Annotated in this window: 22 protein-coding genes and 1 pseudogene; 21 read left to right on the plus strand and 2 right to left on the minus strand. The window is 43.1% G+C overall.

What is annotated here, in order from left to right:
• The first annotated feature begins 174 nt into the window (after positions 1-174).
• Both VY86_RS12490 and VY86_RS12495 read left to right on the plus strand, forming a co-directional pair.
• Complete coding sequence (locus tag VY86_RS12490) at positions 175-1,188, plus strand: fimbrial protein (RefSeq protein WP_046975178.1); 1,014 nt, start codon at positions 175-177, stop codon at positions 1,186-1,188.
• A 45-nt stretch (positions 1,189-1,233) separates the two neighbouring features.
• Entirely contained in the window at positions 1,234-1,977 is a 744-nt protein-coding gene (locus VY86_RS12495; protein WP_052760832.1) for a 4'-phosphopantetheinyl transferase family protein, read from the plus strand.
• Positions 1,978-2,055: 78 nt separating this feature from the next.
• Here the strand turns inward: VY86_RS12495 and hpaR are convergent, their stop codons facing one another.
• Positions 2,056-2,502: a homoprotocatechuate degradation operon regulator HpaR gene (gene hpaR, locus VY86_RS12500; protein WP_046975179.1), complete on the minus strand. Its 447-nt coding sequence runs from the start codon at positions 2,500-2,502 to the stop codon at positions 2,056-2,058.
• A gap of 383 nt (positions 2,503-2,885) precedes the next feature.
• On the opposite strand from hpaR, the gene VY86_RS12505 reads away from it, so the two are divergent.
• The 19 genes from VY86_RS12505 to VY86_RS12590 all read left to right on the plus strand — a co-directional run bounded on the left by VY86_RS12505 (position 2,886) and on the right by VY86_RS12590 (position 18,296).
• On the plus strand, positions 2,886-3,518 hold the full coding sequence (locus VY86_RS12505) for a fumarylacetoacetate hydrolase family protein (RefSeq protein ID WP_046975180.1): 633 nt from the start codon (positions 2,886-2,888) through the stop codon (positions 3,516-3,518).
• Positions 3,515-4,279, plus strand: coding sequence for a fumarylacetoacetate hydrolase family protein (locus tag VY86_RS12510; protein ID WP_046975181.1), 765 nt, complete (start codon positions 3,515-3,517; stop codon positions 4,277-4,279). The genes VY86_RS12505 and VY86_RS12510 overlap by 4 nt, the downstream gene beginning before the upstream one ends.
• Positions 4,276-5,742, plus strand: a complete 1,467-nt coding sequence (gene hpaE / locus VY86_RS12515) for a 5-carboxymethyl-2-hydroxymuconate semialdehyde dehydrogenase (protein WP_046975182.1) — start codon at positions 4,276-4,278, stop codon at positions 5,740-5,742. The genes VY86_RS12510 and hpaE overlap by 4 nt, the downstream gene beginning before the upstream one ends.
• A 64-nt stretch (positions 5,743-5,806) precedes the next feature.
• Positions 5,807-6,685, plus strand: a complete 879-nt coding sequence (hpaD, locus tag VY86_RS12520) for a 3,4-dihydroxyphenylacetate 2,3-dioxygenase (RefSeq protein ID WP_046975183.1) — start codon at positions 5,807-5,809, stop codon at positions 6,683-6,685.
• A 13-nt stretch (positions 6,686-6,698) separates the two neighbouring features.
• Positions 6,699-7,085, plus strand: coding sequence for a 5-carboxymethyl-2-hydroxymuconate Delta-isomerase (locus VY86_RS12525; RefSeq protein WP_021324262.1), 387 nt, complete (start codon positions 6,699-6,701; stop codon positions 7,083-7,085).
• Between the two features lie 2 nt (positions 7,086-7,087).
• Positions 7,088-8,317 (plus strand): Bcr/CflA family multidrug efflux MFS transporter, encoded by a 1,230-nt coding sequence (locus VY86_RS12530; protein WP_082111231.1) that lies wholly within the window; start codon positions 7,088-7,090, stop codon positions 8,315-8,317.
• Positions 8,307-9,779: an NAD-dependent succinate-semialdehyde dehydrogenase gene (locus VY86_RS12535; RefSeq protein WP_046975184.1), complete on the plus strand. Its 1,473-nt coding sequence runs from the start codon at positions 8,307-8,309 to the stop codon at positions 9,777-9,779. The genes VY86_RS12530 and VY86_RS12535 overlap by 11 nt, the downstream gene beginning before the upstream one ends.
• Positions 9,780-9,783: 4 nt before the next feature.
• A complete protein-coding gene (gene hpaH / locus VY86_RS12540; protein WP_046975185.1) occupies positions 9,784-10,587 on the plus strand; it encodes a 2-oxo-hept-4-ene-1,7-dioate hydratase in 804 nt (267 codons plus the stop codon).
• 11 nt (positions 10,588-10,598) lie between these two features.
• Positions 10,599-11,405 (plus strand): 4-hydroxy-2-oxoheptanedioate aldolase, encoded by an 807-nt coding sequence (gene hpaI / locus VY86_RS12545; RefSeq protein WP_046975186.1) that lies wholly within the window; start codon positions 10,599-10,601, stop codon positions 11,403-11,405.
• A gap of 98 nt (positions 11,406-11,503) precedes the next feature.
• Complete coding sequence (gene hpaX, locus VY86_RS12550; protein ID WP_046975187.1) at positions 11,504-12,880, plus strand: 4-hydroxyphenylacetate permease; 1,377 nt, start codon at positions 11,504-11,506, stop codon at positions 12,878-12,880.
• Between the two features lie 26 nt (positions 12,881-12,906).
• Positions 12,907-13,797: a 4-hydroxyphenylacetate catabolism regulatory protein HpaA gene (gene hpaA / locus VY86_RS12555; RefSeq protein ID WP_046975188.1), complete on the plus strand. Its 891-nt coding sequence runs from the start codon at positions 12,907-12,909 to the stop codon at positions 13,795-13,797.
• 648 nt (positions 13,798-14,445) lie between these two features.
• Positions 14,446-14,691: a YjeO family protein gene (locus tag VY86_RS23475; RefSeq protein WP_228940249.1), complete on the plus strand. Its 246-nt coding sequence runs from the start codon at positions 14,446-14,448 to the stop codon at positions 14,689-14,691.
• Between the two features lie 455 nt (positions 14,692-15,146).
• Positions 15,147-15,626 carry an Hcp family type VI secretion system effector gene (locus tag VY86_RS12560; RefSeq protein ID WP_021324256.1) on the plus strand — a complete coding sequence of 160 codons (480 nt, stop codon included), beginning with the start codon at positions 15,147-15,149 and terminating at the stop codon, positions 15,624-15,626.
• 2 nt (positions 15,627-15,628) lie between these two features.
• Complete coding sequence (locus VY86_RS12565) at positions 15,629-16,489, plus strand: RNase A-like domain-containing protein (RefSeq protein ID WP_046975189.1); 861 nt, start codon at positions 15,629-15,631, stop codon at positions 16,487-16,489.
• A 17-nt stretch (positions 16,490-16,506) separates the two neighbouring features.
• Complete coding sequence (locus tag VY86_RS12570; protein WP_046975190.1) at positions 16,507-16,827, plus strand: contact-dependent growth inhibition system immunity protein; 321 nt, start codon at positions 16,507-16,509, stop codon at positions 16,825-16,827.
• A gap of 56 nt (positions 16,828-16,883) precedes the next feature.
• Positions 16,884-17,174 (plus strand): contact-dependent growth inhibition system immunity protein, encoded by a 291-nt coding sequence (locus VY86_RS12575; RefSeq protein ID WP_021324254.1) that lies wholly within the window; start codon positions 16,884-16,886, stop codon positions 17,172-17,174.
• A 40-nt stretch (positions 17,175-17,214) separates the two neighbouring features.
• On the plus strand, positions 17,215-17,535 hold the full coding sequence (locus VY86_RS12580; protein ID WP_046975191.1) for a contact-dependent growth inhibition system immunity protein: 321 nt from the start codon (positions 17,215-17,217) through the stop codon (positions 17,533-17,535).
• A gap of 81 nt (positions 17,536-17,616) precedes the next feature.
• Complete coding sequence (locus VY86_RS12585; RefSeq protein WP_046975192.1) at positions 17,617-17,937, plus strand: contact-dependent growth inhibition system immunity protein; 321 nt, start codon at positions 17,617-17,619, stop codon at positions 17,935-17,937.
• A 44-nt stretch (positions 17,938-17,981) separates the two neighbouring features.
• On the plus strand, positions 17,982-18,296 hold the full coding sequence (locus VY86_RS12590; protein WP_046975193.1) for an F-box protein: 315 nt from the start codon (positions 17,982-17,984) through the stop codon (positions 18,294-18,296).
• Between the two features lie 165 nt (positions 18,297-18,461).
• Here the strand turns inward: VY86_RS12590 and VY86_RS26685 are convergent.
• Positions 18,462-19,367: pseudogene (locus VY86_RS26685) on the minus strand (aminoglycoside phosphotransferase family protein).

The following is a 19,367-nucleotide window of genomic DNA, read 5'->3' on the forward strand; positions in this document are numbered from 1 at the left end:
ATATAAAAAGATAAACTTTCCACAGTCGTGTTAACCAAGAATTAAAAGCAGATTTATACGACAAATAAATCTGCCATATTAATTTCATCAGTAAATTATATCAGAAAGATAATAGCATTATTCTGGCTTCATTGAATTATCGGTAATTAAGAATAAATCTCAACTGGAATATATATGAAACGCTACTTAATGATAATCACGATATTTACATTAATATTACTCAGTATTACAGACACATACGCACGCTGCTTATTAAATGCAAGACAAATTAGCTTAGATATTGAACTTAATAGTATTAACATTAATCCCAATATAAATGAGAAAAAAAGCATTCTTGTTGGCGAGTTTAGACCATTGCAACTCGCCCAACTGATGAATATTAATGAAAATACACCACTTCTTAATCCCCATGATTGCTCTCCAACCGGAGAACCGCTTATTTTTATGGGAGATATATATCCATCTAAACCTGGAAATACGCCTCATGGCACAGGTATGATAACCACAGGAATAGATAATCTCTATTTCTATCTTATTGCCTCTGGAGAAGAGGAAAACATGAAATTACCCACAACAAGCGGCAGTAATTACATTTATAAATATAAAGATGGAATGACATTAAAAGATATAGGAAAAATCAGTGTTTATCTTTACCAAGAAGGGACGTTGCCATCGGGTAAAGTACTCAGGCCAAGAAAGATTGCTATATTACAGACACTTGCAGGGACAGAGTTAATAAGAATAAAAACTAAAAATAACTATACGATAAAAACGCAAACTTGCTCGACAACAACCCCAAGGTCAATGGTAAATTTTGGTAGTGTGAACAGTTCCTTATTTAAAGGTATAGGCTCTACTGCGGGTAATGCAGGTTTTAATATAGAAATCAAATGTACAGAAAATGTTAAGCCAAAAATTACTTTTTCAGGAGAAAAAGTAAATTATGCACCAGATAGTGTAATTCAATTAAATAACCCAAATAGGAAAAATACAGCTAAAGGAGTTGGTGTACAAATCTTATATATGGGAACAACACCGGTTTCTCTGGAAAACCCGCTGGTTTTCGGATATGCAACAGCAAACACTACCTATACATTACCTTTCACCGCCCGTTATTACCAAACTGATAATAAAATAACAGGTGGAGAAGCTAACGCTACAGCACATTTTACAATTCAATATGAGTGATATTAAGTATAGACTGTAGCATATTTCATTATCTGGATAATAAACATGGAACAGACAGTTATACACACCGCTCAGGCACCGCTGCCAGAATATGGCAATGGCTTTATCACTCGAATCGAGTATGGAACCGTTATTCAGTATCCTCAGGTACATCTTTGGCAAGCCCGTTTTGATCTGTCACATTATCACGATGAACTGTTCGAACAGTTAGACCTCCCCTTCCCAGCTCAGTTAGCCAAAGCTGTCAATAAGCGGCGGGCTGAATATCTGGCAGCACGTTATTGCGCCAGACAACTTTTAGCACAATTAGGGCAACCGGAGTTTAATCTGATCTCAGGCAATGATCGCGCCCCAATCTGGCCTAAGGATATTTGCGGTTCTGTTTCTCATTCAGCTCATTGTGCAATTGTACTGGCAGCACCGCAAACGAATAACAGATTAATTGGTGTCGATATCGAAACTATTGTCAGCCGTCAAAATATGGATGAACTCACAACAATGATCGTGAATGACAGGGAAATTCAACTCCTGAAACAGGGTCATTTACCCTTTGAACAGGCGTTTACCCTCGCCTTTTCGGTGAAAGAAAGCTTGTATAAAGCCCTTTATCCACAAGTAAAACGGTTCTTTGGCTTTGAAGCGGCTGAAATTACTGCCCTGTCCCTCGAAAATAATGCAATAACATTAGTGTTGCGGGAAACACTCGCCCCTCATTATCTGGCAGGTACAGTATTCCGTGGGCAATTTATTATCTATCCACAGGAAATATTAACGCTGATTATTCAATAGCCCAAAATAATAATTGCTGATACCACCCCTGATCAGCAATTTTACTATTATTCATCATCATAATTTTGAATAAGATTTTTATTTAACTTCCTTATCCTTATTTCCCGGTGAGTTCTTACCAACAGCAATTAATTCCTCCAACAATACTGAAAGCTGAACCATCTTCTCCGGCGAAAAGGCTTTTTCTATGGCCTGATATCCCTGTTCCACCTGCTCTTTCGCCTTTTCATAAAGTTTCTGACCATCCTGCGTCAAAGAGACATAAAGCTTGCGCTGGTCATTCATCGGTTTAAGACGAAAAATCAATCCATCACGTTCCATGCGGGTCAATATCCCGGTCAGACTTGGACGAAGAATACAGGTCTGGCAGGATAAATCATAAAAATCAATTGACCGGCTATCAGATAGCACGCGAATAATACGCCACTGCTGTTCAGTCAAATTATGACTCTTAAGGATTGGGCGGAAAAAACCCATCGCAGTTTCCCGCGCCTGAAGTAATGCAATTGTCAGAGATTCATGCATGGGTAATGGAAGCTCTCATCTTAGTTAATCACTGATTTACTCTCTGTCGAGAGCGTCTATGTCACTATAACCACAGTAAAAAGACTAGCACGTCACTCCATCAACCACAAAGAAAAAATCATAAAAATATTAATAAGTAAACAAAAATAAACCCTGAAAACCAAGTCAGTAAAAAGTTAATACAATAGTAATAATTTTATTTATAAAAATATTAACATATTGATTAATAATGATAAAAAACAAATTTAGCAGAGATATTGTTACTGAGATCACAATTAAAATTAACAAATACATTAACATATTGCAACAAATCGATTTGTGGTTTATTAATATATTAATAAATACATCTTAAAGCTGTCTGTTTAAGCCCAGAGGAGTCGTTAATGAAAGGCACTGTCTTCGCCGTAGCCCTCAACCATCAGAGCCAGGTCGATTTCTGGCATGACTCATTTCAGCAAGCACCTTATAACACCCTGCCTAAGACCCCGGTATGGTTTATCAAACCACGGAATACCGTTATCACCTCCGGTGACGTTATTCCCCATCCTGCAGGGGAAGAAGTTCAGAGTGGCGCAACACTGGCGCTGGTGATAGGTAAAACTGCCCGTAAAGTTGCCGCTGAAAACGCAGCCGAATATATCGCAGGTTATGCATTAGCCAATGAAGTCAGCCTGCCTGAAACGGCGTTCTATCGCCCGGCTATTAAAGCGAAATGTCGTGATGGTTTTTGCCCTATAGGTCAAATGACCCATCCAGAATCAATTGATGCGCTGGACATCATTACTGAAATCAATGGTCAGGAAGTTGATCGCTGGTCAACAACCGATCTAGTGCGTTCAGCAACGGAATTAGTCGCAGCATTAAGTGATTTCGCCACCCTGAAAGAAGGTGATGTGATCTTGCTTGGCACTCCTCATCAACGGGTTTCCATCAAACCAGGTGACAATGTGGTTATTCGGGCAGCAGGTTTCCCATCTCTGGAGAATCGGGTTGCGCAAGCAGGAGAAAAAGCATGAAACACGCAAAAGTTCGTTATCAGGGTCAGGATCTGAATGTGACGGTTGATGATCAGGAAAATGTCTGCCTGCCGGATGGCAGCAGAGTCAGCAGTGGATCCGTTCAATGGCTGCCACCCGCAGATGGAACCCTGTTTGCCCTCGGTCTGAACTATGCCGATCACGCCACTGAGCTTGAATTTAAGCCACCGGAAGAACCACTGGTTTTTATCAAGGCATCCAATACGCTGATCGGCCATCGTCAGGTTTCCGTTCGCCCGGATAATGTGGAATACATGCATTATGAATCCGAGCTGGTGGTTGTCATCGGCAAGACCACCCATAAAGTCGCCAAAGAACAGGCGATGGATTACGTTGCCGGATACACCGTTTGTAACGACTATGCGATCCGTGACTATCTGGAAAACTATTATCGCCCTAACCTCCGGGTAAAAAGCCGCGACACCCTGACCCCCATCGGCCCGTGGATCATTGATAAAGAAGATGTCTCGGATCCGCATAATCTGACATTAAGCACCTGGGTCAATGGTGAACTGCGTCAGCGTGGCACCACCGCCGATCTGATCTTCGATATCCCATTCCTGATCGCCTATCTGAGCGACTTTATGACGCTGCAACCGGGAGACATGATCGCCACCGGGACACCCAAAGGATTGTCTGATGTCGTACCGGGAGATGAAGTTATTGTTGAGGTTGAAGGCGTTGGACGTCTGGTCAACCATATTGTCAGCCAGCAAGAATATGAGGATAGCCTGTCATGACGATGATTAATCATTGGATCAACGGCAAAAACGTCAGCAGTAAAGCGTATTTTGTAACCACCAACCCGGCTAGCGGTGAAGTGCTGGCTGAAGTGGCTTCCGGTGGTCAGGAAGAGATTGATCAAGCGGTAGCCGCGGCAAAAGCAGCTTTCCCCAAATGGGCTGATCTGCCGATGAAAGAACGCGCACGCCTGATGCGTCGTTTGGGTGAGTTAATTGATGAGAATGTGCCTGAAATCGCGGCAATGGAAACCAAAGACACCGGTTTGCCTATTCATCAAACGCAAAATGTCCTGATCCCACGCGCTTCTCACAACTTCAACTTCTTTGCTGAGATTTGTCAGCAAATGAATGGCCGGACCTATCCGGTTGACGACAAGATGCTCAACTATACGCTGGTGCAGCCAGTCGGTGTTTGTGCGCTGATTTCGCCGTGGAATGTGCCATTTATGACCGCGACCTGGAAAGTCGCACCTTGTCTGGCGCTGGGTAACACCGCTGTGCTGAAAATGTCAGAACTCTCCCCATTAACCGCAAACCGTCTGGGAGAACTGACGCTGGAAGCCGGCATCCCTGCCGGTGTTTTAAACGTAGTGCAAGGATACGGCGCCACTGCCGGTGATGCATTAGTGAAACATCACGATGTTCGGGCGGTCTCTTTTACCGGCGGTACCGCAACCGGCCGCCAGATCATGAAAAATGCCGGCCTGAAAAAATACTCCATGGAGCTGGGCGGTAAATCGCCGGTTCTGATCTTCGAAGACGCCGATATTGAACGTGCGCTGGATGCCGCTCTGTTCACCATTTTCTCTATCAATGGTGAACGTTGTACCGCCGGTTCACGCATTTTTATTCAAGCAAGCATCTACCCTGAGTTTGTGCAACGTTTTGCTGAACGTGCGAATCGTCTGCGGGTTGGCGATCCACAAGATCCAGGCACGCAGGTTGGTGCGCTTATCAGCAAACAGCATTGGGAAAAAGTCTCCGGTTACATCCGTCTGGGTATTGAAGAAGGGGCAACGCTGCTGGCCGGTGGCCCAGATAAACCCAATGATTTGCCGGAACACCTGAAAGGCGGCAACTTCCTGCGTCCAACAGTTCTGGCGGATGTCGATAACCGTATGCGCGTTGCACAGGAAGAGATCTTCGGCCCCGTCGCGTGCCTGTTACCATTCAAAGATGAAGCAGAAGGTCTGCGCCTAGCGAATGACGTGGAATATGGTCTGGCTTCTTACATCTGGACTCAGGATGTCAGCAAAGTATTGCGCCTGGCCCGTAATATTGAAGCAGGCATGGTATTCGTCAATACCCAGAATGTCCGCGATCTGCGCCAGCCATTCGGCGGAGTGAAAGCCTCCGGTACCGGTCGTGAAGGCGGTGAATACAGTTTTGAAGTGTTTGCAGAGGTGAAAAACGTCTGTATCTCTATGGGGGATCATCCAATCCCGCGTTGGGGGGTATAACGGTTTTATCAGCGTTAACCACGGCGGACTCCGGTTCGCCGTCCTGATATCAAATGAGGATTTTATGGGTAAGTTAGCGTTAGCGGCCAAAATTACACATGTGCCATCAATGTATCTTTCTGAACTGCCGGGAAAACATCATGGTTGCCGTCAGGGGGCCATTGACGGGCACAAAGAGATCAGCCGTCGTTGCCGTGAAATGGGTGTCGATACGATTATCGTGTTTGATACCCACTGGCTGGTAAACAGTGCCTATCACATCAATTGTGCCGACCATTTCTCCGGTATTTACACCAGTAATGAATTGCCACATTTCATCCGCGATATGAGTTATGAATATGACGGCAACCCTGAATTGGGACAAATGATCGCAGAAGAGGCACGCAATATGGGGGTTCGTGCTCAAGCGCATGAAATCCCAAGTCTGACACTGGAATACGGCACGCTGGTACCAATGCGTTACATGAATAGTGACCGACATTTTAAAGTCATCTCTATCTCCGCGTTCTGTACTGTTCATGCTTTTGAAGACAGTCGTCATCTTGGGGAAGCCATTCTGAAAGCCATTGAGAAATATGACGGCACAGTTGCGGTGCTGGCCAGTGGCTCTCTTTCTCACCGCTTTATTGATGATCAGCGCGCAGAAGAGGGCATGAACAGCTACACCCGCGAATTTGATGAACAGATGGATCGCCGGGTGGTACAGCTTTGGAAAGAGGGCAAATTCAAAGAGTTCTGCAAGATGCTGCCGGAATATGCAGATTACTGCTACGGCGAAGGCAATATGCACGATACCGTGATGCTGCTGGGCCTGCTCGGTTGGGATAAATATGGCGGTAAAGTGGAATTCCTGACCGAACTGTTCCCCAGTTCCGGTACCGGGCAAGTCAACGCGGTATTCCCGTTGCCTGATGACATTACCGATGAGCAAGCCACAGCCTGATTTGGAGTCACCTATGCCACATTTTTATGCTGAATGTACGGAAAATATCCGTGAACAAGCCAATCTGCCAGCGCTGTTTGCTAAAGTGAATCAAGCACTGGCGGATACCGGCATTTTTCCATTAGCAGGAATACGCAGCCGTGCTGTCTGGCTGGATACCTGGCACATGGCTGACGGTGAACATGATTACGCTTTCGTCCATATGACGCTAAAAATCGGCGCCGGACGCAGCCTTGAAAGTCGTCAACAGGTTGGCGAGATGCTGTTCAGCCTGATCAAAGAACATTTTGCCTCACTGATGGCACAGCGTTACCTCGCCCTCTCTTTTTCGATGGAAGAATTGGACCCGGTACTGAACTACAAACAAAACAACGTTCACGCTTTGTTTCGTAAGGAATAGTGATGCCGAAGCCCTTTAATCAACATCCCCCGCGCTGGCTGATCCCGTTATTGGGTGCGCTGGTGGCATTCGGGCCTTTGTCGATTGATATGTACCTGCCAGCCTTGCCGGAAATGGCAAGGCAACTACAGGCGACACAAGGGCAGATGCAATATACTCTGGGCGCATTTTTCGCCGGTTTTTGCATTGGAATGCTGTTATATGGCCCATTGAGCGACCGTTTAGGACGCAGAAAGCTGTTGCTCAGTGGCATGGCGTTATTCGTCATCGCCAGTGTGTTATGTACACAGGTAACGCAAGTTGAACATTTGATTTTACTGCGTGCATTACAGGCATTTGGCAGCGGCGCGGCGGTTGTTATGGCCCGAGCCATCGCCCGTGATATCTATCGCCCTGCGGAATTACCCCGAGTGCTGTCACTGATGACGCTGGTGACAATGATAGCGCCACTTATCGCCCCCTTACTCGGTGGCTTACTGTTAACCTATTTCAACTGGCAGGCCATATTTATTTTGCTGACGCTGGTCGGTTGTATCAGTGGGTTACTATTATTATTTTTGTTGCCGGAAACGCTGCCTGCCAATAATGACGGCGGAAAACTTATCACCGCGTTTAAAAACTACGGCAAATTGCTGGCTGACCGTGAAGCAATGGCAACCATCGGTACATTGTCATTCACCTGCGCCGCCATGTTCGCTTTTATCAGTGGTTCGCCTTTCGTCTATATCAATTACTTTCAGGTTCCGGCGAACTACTACGGATTACTGTTCGGCTGTAATGCACTGGGCATGATAGTGATGGTGCTGATCAATGTTCGGTTACTGAAATTTTATAACCTTTCCGGTCTGTTATTTATCCAAACCAGCGCTCAATTACTGTTTGGTATTTTGCTGGTTATTTTTTATCAGCAAAATCTGACTGTTATCGTTATTTTGGTCATGCTAGTAATCTCGCTGGTTAATGCCATTGGTACTAACGGCCTCTCCCTATTGCTTCAACATCGTGGTCAACTTGCCGGCAGCGCCAGCGCACTCGCTATCTCTTCGCAATTCGCGATGGCGGCGCTCGCCAGCGTTGCCGTCTCTTTACTACAAGATGAAACCCCTTTTGCTATGGCCCTTGTGATGGCCGTTTGCGCCGGGTTGAGTTGGTTATGCCAGCTACTGGCACCTTCTCATCAACAGACGCAACTCATCCAAGTGTTTTCAGGAGAAAAAAACAATGACAAATAATGTGAATACCGAACTATTGCGCCAGCAGGCTTATATCAACGGGCAATGGATCGATGCCGATAACAAAGTCACATTCAAGGTGACTAACCCGGCAAATGGCCAGGTTATTGCACACGTCAGTAATATGGGCGCGGCGGAAACAGAACGGGCAATTGCCGCCTCTCAACAAGCCCTGCCGGCCTGGAGAGCAATGACCGCCAAACAACGCAGCCAGCTTCTGCAACGCTGGTTTCGGTTAATGATGGAGAATCAACAAGCTCTGGCTGAATTGTTGAGTCTGGAGCAAGGGAAACCGCAGGCGGAAGCGATGGGAGAGATCGCTTATGGCGCCAGTTTCATTGAGTGGTTTGCCGAAGAAGGTAAACGTACCTATGGTGAAACGATCCCAAGCCCGCAGCCCGGTCGCCGGATCATCACGATCAAACAACCTATCGGCGTTGTCGCTGCTATTACGCCGTGGAACTTCCCTAATGCCATGATTGCCCGCAAAGTTGGCCCGGCATTGGCCGCTGGCTGTACTGTGGTACTGAAACCTGCCGCAGAAACACCACTTTCAGCTCTGGCTTTAGCCGCGTTGGCTGAACAAGCGGGCATCCCCGCTGGCGTACTGAATGTTGTCACAGGAAAAGATGCTAAGGCTATCGGCGGTGTTATGACCCAAAGCCCGATTGTGCGCAAACTCTCGTTTACCGGTTCAACCGGTGTCGGCAAATTACTGATGGCCCAAAGCGCCGATACCGTGAAAAAGCTGTCACTGGAACTGGGCGGCAATGCGCCATTTATCGTTTTCGATGACGCGGATATTGATGCCGCTGTGCAGGGCGCACTTACCGCTAAATTCCGCAACAGCGGTCAAACATGCGTTTGCGCTAACCGTATCCTGGTTCAGGAAACCATTTATGACACCTTTGCAGAACGTTTGGCACAAGCAGTCAATACGTTGCAGGTTGGCCCAGCCAGCGACGTCAAATCACAGCAAGGCCCGCTGATCAATCAAGCAGCTGTCGATAAAGTGCAAGAACACCTCAGTGATGCCGTTTCTCATGGTGCACGCATACTGGCTGGCGGTAAATCACACGCTCTGGGCGGTTTATTCTTCGAACCTACCGTGCTGGTTGACGTCACTGAATCCATGCTTATCTCCCGTGAGGAAACATTCGGGCCTATCGCACCCCTCTTCAAATTCCGTGATGAAGCAGAAGCCATTCATCTGGCAAATGATACTGAATTCGGCTTGGCGGCTTATTTTTATTCCCGTGATATCGGCCGGATCTACCGTGTGGCTGAAGCGCTGGAAAGCGGCATGGTCGGCATCAATGAAGGTTTAATTTCTAATGAAGTCGCTCCATTTGGCGGCATTAAACAATCAGGGCTGGGGCGCGAAGGTTCGCGTTACGGCATCGAAGATTATCTGGAAGTGAAATATCTCTGCTTTGGTGGCATAGAGGACACAGGAGCTTAACCGCATGTTACAGAAAGAAGTCGTATCACAGGTTGCACACCGTCTGCATCAGGCAGAGAAAAGTCGTGAGCAAATACGCCAGATCTCGTTGGATCACCCTGAAATCACCATTGACGACGCTTATGCCATTCAGCGTGAATGGGTGAATTTGAAAATTGCGGAAGGTCGCGTACTCAAAGGCCACAAAATTGGCCTGACCTCCAAAGCCATGCAAGCTAGTTCACAAATCAGCGAACCAGACTATGGCGCTCTGCTGGATGATATGTTTTTCCCTGATGGCAGCGATATTCCATGCGACCGCTTTATTGTGCCCCGTATTGAAGTCGAACTGGCATTCATCCTGGCAAAACCGCTGCGTGGCCCGAATTGCACCCTGTTTGATGTTTACAATGCGACAGATTATGTCATTCCGGCGCTGGAATTGATCGACGCCCGCTGCCACAACATCGATCCGGAAACCCAACGCCCGCGCAAAGTATTCGATACGATTTCTGACAATGCCGCCAACGGCGGTGTGATTATAGGCGGCCGTCCCATTAAGCCAGACCAGTTTGATCTGCGCTGGATCTGCGCCCTGCTCTATCGCAATGGCGTGATTGAAGAATCCGGCGTCGCAGCAGCGGTACTTAATCATCCAGCTAACGGTGTTGCATGGTTAGCAAACAAACTGGCACCACATGACGTTCAACTTGAAGCAGGGCAAATCATCCTTGGCGGATCTTTTACCCGCCCGGTTCCGGCACGTAAAGGGGATACTTTCCATGTGGATTACGGCCCACTCGGTTCCATCAGTTGCCGTTTCGTTTAAGGGGGAAAAATATGGATCGATTAACCAACAAATTTAAACAGGCATTAAAAGCAGGCCGCCCACAAATCGGCTTATGGCTGGGGCTTTGCAGTTCCTACAGTGCAGAATTAGTGGCCGGAGCCGGTTTCGACTGGCTATTGATCGATGGCGAACATGCGCCGAACAACGTTCAGACTATTCTGAACCAATTGCAAGCAATCGCACCTTATCCAAGCCATCCCGTTGTACGCCCGCCCTGGAATGATCTGGTGATCATCAAACAGTTGCTGGATGTGGGCGCCCAAACCTTACTCATACCCATGATACAAAACGCCGAACAGGCTTACGAAGCGGTTCGTGCCACCCGTTATCCACCGGAGGGTATTCGTGGCGTGGGCAGCGCTCTGGCAAGAGCTTCCCACTGGAACCGGATTCCTGATTACTTGCATCACGCCAACGATGAAATATGCGTTCTGGTTCAGGTAGAAACCCGTGAAGCACTGCGTAACTTGCCGGAGATTCTTAAAGTAGACGGTGTGGATGGCGTTTTTATCGGCCCGGCGGATCTCAGTTCCAATATGGGTTTTACCAATAATCCACATCACCCCGAAGTGAAGGCAGCGATTGAGCAGGCTATCGCTCAAATCAAAGCGGCAGGTAAAGCACCGGGTATTCTGATGTCAGCACCTGATGTTGCTGAACATTACCTGAAACTCGGCGCGTTGTTTGTCGCTGTTGGTATTGACACAACGTTACTGGCTCGGGCGGCAGAAGCGCTGGCGGCACGGTTTGGCGCCGGTAAAGACCTTCCGGCAGCACCTGTATCCAGTGTTTATTAATCTCAGCAATCATAGTATTAACAACCGATTTACCCGATAAGCTTTTTATTTCCTAAACAACGTAATACACATAAAACAGTAAATTAAGGAAAATGACAATGAGCGTTTCATCCACTGCCGCGCAACAGCCGGATCTCCCGGCGGGTCAACATAAACAGCTAACGGCACAACAGCAATCCGTCATTAACAAGCTATTCCGTCGCCTGATTATTTTCCTGTTTATCTTATTTGTATTCTCGTTTCTGGATCGAATTAATATCGGGTTTGCCGGCCTGACCATGGGCAAAGATCTTGGACTGAACGCGACGATGTTCGGTCTGGCAGCAACCCTGTTCTATGTCACTTATGTCATCTTCGGTATTCCCAGTAATATCATGCTCAGTATTGTCGGGGCGCGACGCTGGATAGCCACAATCATGGTGCTCTGGGGGATCTCCTCCACGGCCACCATGTTCGCCACCGGACCAACCAGTCTGTACATCTTGCGTATGCTGGTCGGTATCGCTGAAGCGGGTTTCGTGCCGGGTATCCTGTTCTATCTGACTTACTGGTTCCCGGCTTACTATCGCGCCCGTGCCAATGCGCTGTTTATGGTGGCAATGCCGGTGACCATGGCGTTTGGCTCTCTGGCTTCCGGCTATATTCTGGCAATGGATGGCCTCCTGAACCTTCACGGTTGGCAATGGCTATTCCTGCTAGAAGGTTTTCCTTCGGTATTACTGGGAATTATTGTTTGGTTCTATCTTGATGATTCACCAAAGCGAGCCAAATGGCTGACCGATGAAGATAAAAAATGCTTACAAGAGATGATGGATAACGACCAACCTGCTCCGGCTCAACCGGCAGGCTCATCAACTCATCAGGCCATACAAAAACGCAGTATATGGTATGAAATTTTCACGCCGATCATGCTGATGTATACCCTGTCCTATTTCTGTCTGACCAACACACTGAGCGCGATTAATATCTGGACGCCACAGATTGTGCAAAGCTTCAATCAGGGCAGCAGTAACATCACAATCGGTATTCTGACCGCCATTCCTCAGTTTTGTACCATTATCGGGATGGTTTACTGGAGCCGTCGTTCAGACCGGTTACAAGAACGTAAAATGCATACTGCTCTGCCCTATTTGTTCGCTGCCGTGGGCTGGATATTGACCTCACTGACCAACCACAGTCTCATTCAGTTGATTGGGATTATTATGGCTTCAACCGGTTCATTTACCGCAATGGCGGTCTTCTGGACAACACCGGATCAAGCTATCAGCTTACGCGCAAGAGCGATCGGCATTGCAGTTATTAGCGCTACAGGTAACATAGGTTCAGCCCTCAGCCCATTCTTAATCGGCTGGCTGAAAGATCAGACAGGGAGCTTTAATACGGGTCTCTATTTTGTTGCCGGATTACTGGTCATTGGCGCAGCCATTATTTGTGCGATCCCAATGAAACATTTCAGACCGAGAGCAACAACGTAATTTTCAATAATAAAGGAAAAACCCCTATGACCGGGCCTATCATTGCCAATATTGATATCAGCAAAGATTATGATGAGACCCAAGGCACAGATGATGTGCATTACCAAACTTTTGGCCGAATGGCTGCATTTTTCGGTCGTGATATGCAAGCTCATCGTCATGACGGTTTCTTCCAGCTTCATTTTTTGATCACCGGCCATATTGAATTGCAGTTGGATGATCAACACTATTCTGTACAGGCACCGCTGTTTATCCTGACGCCGCCCTCCGTTCCTCATGCTTTCTTTACTCAGGATGACAGTGATGGATATGTACTTACCGTGCGGCAGGAATTAATATTGCCGCTATTAGAATCCCTCTATCCTGCCAACAAAGATATTCTGGATATTCCGGCTATTTGCTTATCTGTCGCAGATAAACCGGAAGAGCTGGAAGCTTTTAACCATTACTGGGCGTTAATAGCCCGCGAATCATCCAATAACTTTATCGGGCGGACGCAATCACTGACATTTTTAGCGCAAGCGCTATTTACCCTGCTATTGCGCAATATTCCCCTTGATGACCACCCCGTTAATGGGATGCGGGGAGAAATTAGATTATTTCAGCGATTTAACCAATTAATAGACAACTATTATCGTAATCATCTTTCCGTACCGGAATATGCCTATAAGCTAGGAATTACCGAATCGCGGTTAAAAGACATGTGCCGTCGGTTTGCCAATCGCCCACCTAAACGATTAATTTTCGACCGTCAATTACGTGAAGCCAAACGGTTATTACTATTCAGTAATTGCGCGGTATTTGAAGTTGCTTATCAGCTTGGATTCAAAGATCCCGCCTATTTTGCCCGCTTTTTTAATCGATTAGTTGGCTGTTCTCCCAGCCTTTGGCGGGAAAAAAATACTCGCGAAACATAAACACCAATACTATTTATAGCAAGATAGGCACTTTTTATTCTAACCATAAGGAAAATATGAAACTTGAAAATTTTAATATCAGCCGGAAACTTTTACTTTAAACTACAAATGAGGTGATGATTACTACACTATCTATTTTTCAAATCTTTATATTTTCTACTATCAGCTCACCCCAGATTTAATCATTTTTGTTACAAAACCTCTTCCCAGAATTAAAATTATGAATATACTGGAGTTATACGACTTACTGGAACTATTAAGGATAAGTTAATGGCGACCGGAGTGCCGATATAGATAAATTTATTCAAGAAAAGGAAATGACATATGAAAAATCCTTACTATGCGGCAGATGAATGCGGATCCTTGAGTTCTGATGCAACGTTCTTTATGTGCTATAAATGGCACGCCGAAAGTTCACATTATGTAACTAGTCAAAGTTATTTATGGGCACATAAATCGGCTTATTCACAATACAAAGAAACTTAATAATAAAGTACGCCCACTAAGGAAAAACCGCTATTTTACTATTGGTGGAAATAGAGAAAAGACAATGCATTTAATAATGAGAATTTCAGAATGAGCAGATTAGCTATAGCCTTAGCTTTAAATATCAGTTATGCCATTTTTTGCGCGTTATTTATATTTTTGATGTCCTATTTAGAAGAAGAACACTACGTAGTTGGTAAGGATTTAAATAACAAGTGTGCGACTTATAGAGCACTTGTAAATGATAACCGCGATCTATTTGCACCAACATGCTTACTGATTATATCGCCATTAATTTATGCAACTGCAAGGAAAAGATTCAAATCACGTTCCCTTAATGTCATTACATTTACGTTACTGGGATATTGGATATGGCGGTTTTTTATCAGATTAATGGTATGTATTTAGAATAATTTAAAATGTTCAGGTGGCAACTGCCGAATGCTACCTGAATGTCAACTCATCATACGTCATTGCCACCAATACGATCCCCGGATACCCCATCAATCACTCTTAAAAATGTTCACGTTTTTTTATTCCCTTTTGTACTTCGATTTTTTCACAACTATAGAAATTGAAAATCCGAGTATTTTCTGATGTTCAAATCTCATAGAAATCACATAATTTAAAATGTCCTTGTATACATATCTTTGTAGAGAAAGATCAATATACAATCACAACTAACTATTTGATATATAAAATAAATAACCTTACTATACTAATAGTATCAATCATATTTTGTGCCAGATTTCTTTCTTACATTCTCCTGACAAATGTAAATTATCTTAAATTTATAAATTTTTGGTTGATTTTTCCACGCACCCTACAGAAGAATTAAACAAACAGTATAAGGGGCGATCAACATGGCAAATATGATTTATTTAACACTGAAAGGTAAAAAACAGGGTTTAATCTCCGCGGGTTGCGGCTCCTTAAACTCCATAGGCAATAATTACCAGCATGGTCATGAAAATGAAATTTTCGTTTACACTCTTCAACATTTAATGACCAGAGAGCAACATGCTTCTCATCATCCGGTCATGATAATAAAGCCTATCGATAAATCTTCGCCTTTACTGGCGCAGTGTTTTTCTGAAAATGAAGAACTGGAATGTTTATTTGAATTGTACCGAACATCGCCAACCGGAGGGTTAGAAAAATACTATTCTATCAGGCTAGGCTATGCTTTTATATCCAGCATAAAATCCAATTATCCGCACTCCAAAGACAATAATTCAGGCACACCACAAGAAGTTATCTGTTTTACTTACAAGAATATCACCTGGAACAATCTTGCTTGTTCAACAGGTTCTTATAGCTTCTGGGATGACAGGATCTATTAACCATGAATAACGTCAATTATTTGACTGATGATGCTGTTGATTCAGAATCTGAAAATGGGTTACGCATTGTTTTTTCGCCGGTTCAGTTGGCAGCGGTTCTGTCGGATAATACCGTTACTGAAGAAGAAACCTGGAGTAACCGAATATTAGGGGGTGCGGGTTTAGCCGCTGGGGTGGTTGAACTTATTGGTGCCGGCGGTCTTTGTCTGGTACCCGACCCGACCACACTCACTAAAGCGGCCTGTGTTATTGTCGGGGCACACAGTCTTGATGTAATGAATGCTTCTGCCAGTCAAATGATAACCGGCAGAGAAACAATGACGGAAACTTATCGCGCGGCGGCAGATTTAGCAAAAGAATTTGGTGCTGATGACTATACCGCGTCTGAAATAGGTCTTACCGTTGATATCGCTGTACCGTTATCATTTGCTTCAATAGTGGGAGCTGTTAGAGTTGCCTCTGTTCGGGTAGGCAGGATTAAATTAATTGAGCATGAGTCAGAGACTGGATTAAAACCGGGTGGTCATACTTTGGCTAAACATGTTGGGTTATCGGAGCAGGAGTTGAGGGAAAGGCTACCAAGCATATCTAGAGCAAGTACTTTTTATAATCAAGATGTAGCAGAGAAAGTGATTTCAAAAGCCATAAAAGATAATCAAATACGCATAACTACTTTAGTGAAAAATCTTCCTAAAGAGAAAAATTTCACTATAGATTATATTTCAAATACATCTATTGGTTTTGGAATTACTAAGGGATCTCAAAATGTAGAAAAATTATATAAAGTTAGAGTTGTTTTTTCGATCTCGGAATACAATGGTCAACCGTATTATATATTAACAGCATACCCAAAATTCAATTAAAGCTTATGGAAATTAAAATGGACAGACAATACCCACTTCTAGATAATTTGATGTACGCCTATTTTAACCAAGACTACGACATAATATCTGGCCCTGAGCTTGATGATGTTATAAATGACTTTTTTAGTCACACAAGCAATAATATGAAAAAAGAAGTAATAAAGGAAGTTCATTCTTTTATATGTAACTCCAAAGATATAGAAAAAAAATTTAACTTTATATATTCTGATGCTGACGTTCTCCCGGAAGTGTGGGGTATGACAGCACTTGAATTTTTAGAGCATGTGTCAAAAAAAGCACAAGATTTTTTAAACGAGCATACTGAACAAGATGAATAACAAAAGTATTCTTAATGAAATCATAAACAAGTAGATTGAATTCAATGGAGAAAAAAATGGAACTCAATCGTTTAATGTTTGCTTATTTCAATCAAGATTACGATATAATATCTGGCCCAGAACTTGATGACGTCATAAATGACTATCTTGATACTGCAAGTGAAGCGATGAAAAGAGAGTTAATGGGGGAGATAGAGTCTTTTATCCAGAATTCAGAAGATATAGAGAAAGACTTTCAAGTACTCTATTATAGTTCTAGTTTCTGCCCTAAACTATGGAATACCACAGCACTTGAGTTTTTAAAATACGTATTGAAAAAGACACAAGATTGTTTAGACAAATATTAAGTGTTCTTGAATGTAACAATAGAAAAGGAAATTTAATTTAATGAACGAACAGTATCCTTTTCTAGATATTTTGATGTATGCTTATTTTAATCAAGACTATGCGATAATATCTGGGCCAGAGATTAATGATGTTATAGATGACTTTCTTAATGTTGCAACTCGAGGAATGATAAAAGGGTTAATAGAAGAAATCGATTCTATTATTAACACATCCGAAAATGTAGAGAACAGATTTGATTTTCTCTATCATGATGCTGATGTTCTCCCAGAAATATGGAGTATGACAGCACTTGAATTTCTAAATTATGTATCGAAAAGAGCGCAGGAGTTTTTAAATGAACACCCTGAAAAAGATAAATAATTAAATTATTACGAATCCAGATAAAAATTACTTTATATATCAACAGCATACTGTAATTAGTTGAAATTTACAGGAAAAATAATGAACGGACAATATCCATTTCTAGACATCTTAGTAGGTGCTTATTTTTGCCAAGATTATGACTTACTGTATGGAGAAACTATGGACGAAGTCATAGATTGCTTTCTTAATGTTGCAACTCAGGAAATGATAAAAAGATTAATAGAAGAGATTAACTCTTTTATTAATACTTCAGAAGATATAGAGAAAGATTTTGACGCTCTCTATTATAGTGATTTTGACCCAGACTTTTGGGATACTGCTACAGCGCTTGGTTTTTTAAACTATGTATCCAAAAGAGCACAAGATTATTTAAACGAGCATACTGAGCAAGATGAATAATAAAAGTATTCTTAATGCAACAATAAACAAAGAGGTTAAATATAATGGAAATGAGAGAAAAATTGCAGTACATAGATAAGCTGAAAAATGCTATTGATAAGAATGATTTTGAATCATTTCACAAAATATTCAATGAGTTGCAAGGAAACTTTCTTAATCTTGCACCACTAATATTATTAGACAATATTAATCATCTTATCCGTGACGCTAAAAATATAAAAGGATGTTTTAGTAACCATCATTATGATGCAGCTGATCTAAAGTTATGGGAAATCATTTCCGCCATATTAGAACATCTGAATCAGTCATCAAAAATAATGCAAAGTTATATAAATAAACACCTTGAAAAGGATAAATAAATCAACCTTGAATCCATAAAATTTTCAAATAAAAAACGCTTTTGAAGGCAATAAATAATTATCTATTATACTTCAAAAGCGTTATTCAATAGTAATGAATCCAATTACTTATATTTGTAAATACGTGCACTATACTTACAGGAAAACACTCTATTTCATCAGTTGTCAGAACTTATACCACTCTGGTGTCGTTAGCTTAACTCCCTGATAATCTTGCCATATTATATTAATACGGCTGAGGCAATTCTGAATTTCTTTTTCTCCAAATGATTGTGCCCAAAGTAAACTAAAGAAAGTGTCGCAGGCAGTATGAAAAGCGATTCTTTTTAAAAACTCCTGGCTTGGCTTGCCTACAAAATAGCCATCTATTTGCCCATGAACAAACGCTGTGCTGTGTAATCGGCTAAATACCATCATCCGGCTGAATTCTTTGGCCGGATCGCCAAAACGATAGCGATTGAAATCAATTATCCACAGTTTTTGTTTATCATCGATAACCATATTTCCGACATGATAATCCCCATGCAGGAACACTGGATTTATATTATCAAGCAGAGAGAAATTATCTTTTATGAAATCAATAAAGTCTGCTTCATGGGGGATCTTGAGCTCACATTGGTCATATCTGGCCAGTTTTTCCTGATAAATGTTTTCTGCTTCTTGGCGGGGAGAAATGGTTTGAGATGGTGCTGCTAATTGATGAATTTTTTGTAAATGCTTTCCAGCTTGTAAACCTGCTTCATATTGCAATTATTCATTATGTTGTTCCAGCCAATTAATAGCATCTTGTCCCTCGATCCAATTTAGTAAAGAATAAACACTTTGGCCGTTGTTGCAAATGCCAAAATTAATTGGTTCAGACATAGGAATATTATAGCTAAGTAGTTGTTGCATCCAGAAAAATTCTTGCTGTTTTTTATCTTTCTGGCTGATATCAGCCAAACGTAATAACAGATGTTTACCTTGTTTATCAATAATATGGTATTTCTGATCTTTAGACCAGCCACGATTTTCAGGCTCTATTGCTTGCCAGTTTTCGGCTAATGGGATATCAAATATCATAATCTGCAT

Origin of the sequence: Photorhabdus thracensis (assembly GCF_001010285.1) — a bacterium.
Classification (GTDB): domain Bacteria; phylum Pseudomonadota; class Gammaproteobacteria; order Enterobacterales; family Enterobacteriaceae; genus Photorhabdus; species Photorhabdus temperata.

What these genes read in the sequence shown, in the direction of transcription:
- VY86_RS12490 (WP_046975178.1), top strand. Translation starts at nt 175, where the DNA reads ATGAAACGCTACTTAATGATAATCACGATATTTACATTAATATTACTC.
- VY86_RS12495 (WP_052760832.1), top strand. Translation starts at nt 1,234, where the DNA reads ATGGAACAGACAGTTATACACACCGCTCAGGCACCGCTGCCAGAATAT.
- hpaR (WP_046975179.1), bottom strand. Translation starts at nt 2,502, where the DNA reads ATGCATGAATCTCTGACAATTGCATTACTTCAGGCGCGGGAAACTGCG.
- VY86_RS12505 (WP_046975180.1), top strand. Translation starts at nt 2,886, where the DNA reads ATGAAAGGCACTGTCTTCGCCGTAGCCCTCAACCATCAGAGCCAGGTC.
- VY86_RS12510 (WP_046975181.1), top strand. Translation starts at nt 3,515, where the DNA reads ATGAAACACGCAAAAGTTCGTTATCAGGGTCAGGATCTGAATGTGACG.
- hpaE (WP_046975182.1), top strand. Translation starts at nt 4,276, where the DNA reads ATGACGATGATTAATCATTGGATCAACGGCAAAAACGTCAGCAGTAAA.
- hpaD (WP_046975183.1), top strand. Translation starts at nt 5,807, where the DNA reads ATGGGTAAGTTAGCGTTAGCGGCCAAAATTACACATGTGCCATCAATG.
- VY86_RS12525 (WP_021324262.1), top strand. Translation starts at nt 6,699, where the DNA reads ATGCCACATTTTTATGCTGAATGTACGGAAAATATCCGTGAACAAGCC.
- VY86_RS12530 (WP_082111231.1), top strand. Translation starts at nt 7,088, where the DNA reads ATGCCGAAGCCCTTTAATCAACATCCCCCGCGCTGGCTGATCCCGTTA.
- VY86_RS12535 (WP_046975184.1), top strand. Translation starts at nt 8,307, where the DNA reads ATGACAAATAATGTGAATACCGAACTATTGCGCCAGCAGGCTTATATC.
- hpaH (WP_046975185.1), top strand. Translation starts at nt 9,784, where the DNA reads ATGTTACAGAAAGAAGTCGTATCACAGGTTGCACACCGTCTGCATCAG.
- hpaI (WP_046975186.1), top strand. Translation starts at nt 10,599, where the DNA reads ATGGATCGATTAACCAACAAATTTAAACAGGCATTAAAAGCAGGCCGC.
- hpaX (WP_046975187.1), top strand. Translation starts at nt 11,504, where the DNA reads ATGAGCGTTTCATCCACTGCCGCGCAACAGCCGGATCTCCCGGCGGGT.
- hpaA (WP_046975188.1), top strand. Translation starts at nt 12,907, where the DNA reads ATGACCGGGCCTATCATTGCCAATATTGATATCAGCAAAGATTATGAT.
- VY86_RS23475 (WP_228940249.1), top strand. Translation starts at nt 14,446, where the DNA reads ATGTCCTATTTAGAAGAAGAACACTACGTAGTTGGTAAGGATTTAAAT.
- VY86_RS12560 (WP_021324256.1), top strand. Translation starts at nt 15,147, where the DNA reads ATGGCAAATATGATTTATTTAACACTGAAAGGTAAAAAACAGGGTTTA.
- VY86_RS12565 (WP_046975189.1), top strand. Translation starts at nt 15,629, where the DNA reads ATGAATAACGTCAATTATTTGACTGATGATGCTGTTGATTCAGAATCT.
- VY86_RS12570 (WP_046975190.1), top strand. Translation starts at nt 16,507, where the DNA reads ATGGACAGACAATACCCACTTCTAGATAATTTGATGTACGCCTATTTT.
- VY86_RS12575 (WP_021324254.1), top strand. Translation starts at nt 16,884, where the DNA reads ATGGAACTCAATCGTTTAATGTTTGCTTATTTCAATCAAGATTACGAT.
- VY86_RS12580 (WP_046975191.1), top strand. Translation starts at nt 17,215, where the DNA reads ATGAACGAACAGTATCCTTTTCTAGATATTTTGATGTATGCTTATTTT.
- VY86_RS12585 (WP_046975192.1), top strand. Translation starts at nt 17,617, where the DNA reads ATGAACGGACAATATCCATTTCTAGACATCTTAGTAGGTGCTTATTTT.
- VY86_RS12590 (WP_046975193.1), top strand. Translation starts at nt 17,982, where the DNA reads ATGGAAATGAGAGAAAAATTGCAGTACATAGATAAGCTGAAAAATGCT.